This window comes from Phytoactinopolyspora endophytica, from assembly GCF_004138495.1.
Classification (GTDB): domain Bacteria; phylum Actinomycetota; class Actinomycetes; order Jiangellales; family Jiangellaceae; genus Phytoactinopolyspora; species Phytoactinopolyspora endophytica.
The window spans coordinates 95,113-98,031 of sequence record NZ_ML142860.1 but is presented as its reverse complement, the minus strand read 5'-3'; the positions used below and the strand labels follow the sequence as shown (position 1 = coordinate 98,031).

4 protein-coding genes are annotated in these 2,919 nt (G+C 65.7%); 1 reads left to right on the top strand and 3 read right to left on the bottom strand.

What is annotated here, in order from left to right; genetic code table 11:
• Nucleotides 1-79: 79 nt before the first annotated feature.
• Nucleotides 80-1,102, top strand: coding sequence for a M48 family metallopeptidase (locus tag ELR45_RS21725; protein WP_129668296.1), 1,023 nt, complete (start codon nucleotides 80-82; stop codon nucleotides 1,100-1,102).
• A gap of 157 nt (nucleotides 1,103-1,259) precedes the next feature.
• Here ELR45_RS21725 and nusB read toward each other — a convergent pair whose 3' ends face one another.
• The 3 genes from nusB to ELR45_RS38655 all read right to left on the bottom strand — a co-directional run.
• Nucleotides 1,260-1,670, bottom strand: a complete 411-nt coding sequence (gene nusB, locus ELR45_RS21720) for a transcription antitermination factor NusB (RefSeq protein ID WP_129668213.1) — start codon at nucleotides 1,668-1,670, stop codon at nucleotides 1,260-1,262.
• Between the two features lie 12 nt (nucleotides 1,671-1,682).
• Nucleotides 1,683-2,243 (bottom strand): elongation factor P, encoded by a 561-nt coding sequence (gene efp, locus ELR45_RS21715; RefSeq protein WP_129668212.1) that lies wholly within the window; start codon nucleotides 2,241-2,243, stop codon nucleotides 1,683-1,685.
• 43 nt (nucleotides 2,244-2,286) lie between these two features.
• Nucleotides 2,287-2,919, bottom strand: a 633-nt coding sequence (locus ELR45_RS38655; protein ID WP_205857008.1) for a M24 family metallopeptidase, incomplete at its 5' end; no start/stop codon positions are given.

Sequence of the window (2,919 nt, the reverse complement as noted above, 5' to 3'; positions counted from 1 at the left end):
CCGTCACGTACGAAGGTTCCGATCTCCGTACCGTCATCGCCATCGACTGAATGTCGAGGGTTATGCATACGATGTCCTCATGTCTACGACGCCCGACCGCACCCGCACCCGTTTCCCAGACATCAGCTCCCGCGCCTACGAGCATCCAGCTGACCGCGGTGCGCTCGTGGCGTTGCGTTCGCTGCGCGGCTTCGACACCGTCCTTCGCAAGATGGCCGGGCTGTTCAGCGAACGATCGCTCCGGTTGCACTTCCTGTCCGGTGCCGTACGTGTGGGTGAGACCCAGTTCGCCGACGTCCATCAGGACGTCGTCGACGCCGCCCACATCCTGGACCTGAAGGAGGTTCCCGACCTCTATGTCATCCTCGATCCGGTGCCGCGTGCCATGGCGATCGGCAAGGACAAACCATTCATCGTGGTCAGCTCCGGGCTGTTCGACTTACTCGACGCCGAGGAGCGACGGTTCGTGGTCGGGCATGAGGTGGGCCATATCCTGTCCGGCCACGCCGTCTACCGCACGCTCCTGCTCGCCCTGACCAACCTGGCGCTGAGGGTGGCCTGGCTGCCGCTCGGTTACTTCGGCCTGCGTGCCATCGTGCTCGCTCTCGAGGAGTGGCATCGCAAGTCCGAGCTGTCCGCGGACCGGGCCGGTCTGCTGACGTTGCAGAACCCCGACGCCGCCAACCGGACGCTGATGAAGCTCGCCGGCGGTTCCCGGCTCGCGGAGATGGACGTCGACGCGTTCCTGGAGCAGGCGCGCGAGTACGACGCCGCCGAGGACGCCCGGGACGGCCTGCTCAAGCTGCTGAGTCTGATGGGGCGCACCCACCCGCACGCGGTGGTACGGCTCGCTGAGCTGGACCACTGGGCGAGATCCGGCGAGTACAGCCGCATCCTCGCCGGCGACTATCCACGGCGCGGAGAGGACGCGGACGCCTCGATCAGCCAGGAAGCCAAGAACGCGGCCAAGTCTTACCAAGAGGCGTGGAGCCGCTCGGCCGATCCGCTGATCAAGGTCCTCCGTGACGTCGCGGGTGGGGCGCAGGATGCCAGCGGCAAGATCTTCGACAGCGTCTTCAACCGCGGCCGCTCCAACGGCTGACGTCTGTGATTACGTTGGAAAGTCGGGTGATCGAGGATTCCTCGGCGGCTGGGCCTCCGGCGGCGGTCTCCGTCGTGGGTCACGTTACGTCGCGCCGCTGCCGGAAATCCTCGATCATCCGCCTCCCGCTCGGCCTAGGCGGATGGGAGTCAACCTCTTAGACGCTGAGCGTCGGTTTGATCGTGATGAGACGAGCGAGCAGGCCGTTGACGAAGGTCGGTGACTCGTCGGTGGACAGGTCCCGCACCAGGTTGACCGCTTCGCTGACGGCGACCGGATCGGGAACGTCGTCCCGGTACAGGATCTCGAACGCTCCCATCCGTAGGACGTTGCGGTCGACCGCCGGCATCCGGTCCAGGGTCCAGCCTTCGGCGTAGGTGGAGAGCAGCTCGTCGATCCGCTCCTGGTGCACGTTCACGCCCTCGACGAGAGTGATCGTGTACTCGTTCAACGGCTGGTCCGCTGTCGCCATCCGGCGGGACAGGGTCGCACCGAGCGCGAGCCCTTGTTGCTCGGACTCGAACAGGATGTCCAACGCCCGCTTGCGGGCACGAGTGCGGGCTGGCATGCCGTCGCCCGATCAGGACGCGCGGCCGAGGTACGAGCCGTCGCGGGTGTCGACCTTGACCTTTTCCCCCGTGGTGATGAACAGCGGCACGGCGATCTCGTGCCCGGTCTCCAGCCGCGCCGGCTTGGTGCCGCCGGTGGAGCGGTCACCTTGCATGCCCGGCTCGGTGTACTCGATGGCCAGCACCACCGAGGCGGGTAGCTCAACGAACAGCGGGTTGTCGTTGTACAGACCGATCACCGCGTCCTGGTTCTCCAACAGGTAGTTCTGCCCTTCGCCGACGGTGGCGGCGGGGACGTGGATCTGATCGTAAGACTGGGTGTCCATGAAGACGAACGCGTCGCCGTCACGGTACAGGTAGGTCATCTCGCGACGGTCCACGCTGGCGGTCTCTACCTTGACGCCGGCGTTGAAGGTCTTGTCCACGACCTTGCCCGACAGCACGTTCTTCAGTTTGGTGCGCACGAACGCACCGCCCTTGCCCGGCTTGACATGCTGAAAGTCGATGACGGTCCACAGCTGGCCGTCAAGGTTGAGCACCAGGCCGTTCTTCAAGTCGTTGGTGGTCGCCACGTCAGTAGTGCCTCTTCGTCGTCATCGTGCTCGGTCTCACACGCTAGGCGTCGAGAACAAGCAGCTCCTTGGTCAATGGTGTGAGCAGCTCCGGACCGTCAGCCCGGACCACGAGCGTGTCCTCGATCCGAACGCCGCCGCGGCCTGGCAGGTATATCCCGGGCTCTACCGTCACTGTCATGCGCCCGGCAAGTGTACCTGTTGCCGAGTACCCGAGCGTCGGCGCCTCATGTACCTCCAGGCCAACGCCGTGGCCGGTACCGTGACCGAACTGCTCCTTGTAACCCGCCTCGTCGATGACAGCGCGGGAGGCCTTGTCCACACCGATCCGTTCGGCGCCTGGCAGGAGCGCCTCGCAGCCGGCTCGCTGCGCCGCCGCAACGATGTCGTAGATCTCTCGCTGCCAGTCGGCCGGCTCCGCGCCGACGACACACGTCCGAGTACAGTCCGCGTGGTACCCACGGTACGCGGCACCGAAATCGATCTTGAGGAAGTCCCCGCGCTCGACGACACGGTCGGTCGGGCGATGGTGCGGTACCGCACTGTGAGGGCCGGACGCGACGATCGTCTCGAATGCGATCGCGTCCGCTCCCCCGTCGTACATCCGCCATTCGAGGTCACGCGCGATCGCTTTCTCGGAGCGACCCAGGACGGAACCCGCCGACAGCAGGTCGTC